The organism is Streptococcus humanilactis, assembly GCF_019448275.1.
In the GTDB taxonomy this organism is placed as follows: Bacteria; Bacillota; Bacilli; order Lactobacillales; family Streptococcaceae; genus Streptococcus; species Streptococcus humanilactis.
Genome location: NZ_JAHXBZ010000058.1, coordinates 1 through 215, shown reverse-complemented (window position 1 = coordinate 215; position 215 = coordinate 1). Strand labels below are relative to the sequence as shown.

1 protein-coding gene is annotated in these 215 nt (G+C 42.8%); it reads right to left on the bottom strand.

Annotation, left to right across the window (positions count from 1 at the left end):
- Positions 1–215 (bottom strand): MiiA motif-containing surface protein (locus tag KV696_RS09850; protein WP_219967539.1); only part of this gene is annotated, 215 nt, incomplete at both ends.

Here is a 215-nt window from a genome sequence, read left to right as displayed (position 1 = left end):
CCTGCATTTGGTTTAGTTGCAGCTTCTGGATCTTTCGTCAAGTCTGCTGCTGGAATTACAGCTGTCTTACCTTCTGGGGTTGTGACTGTCGCATTTCCTTTGTCATCTACAACTACTGTTGCATCTGGATTTACAGCTTTAACTTTATCTTCGATCGCTTTCTTCTCAGCGTCTGTAAGTTTTTCTGGATTTGCTACTACTGTCTTATCTGCTGG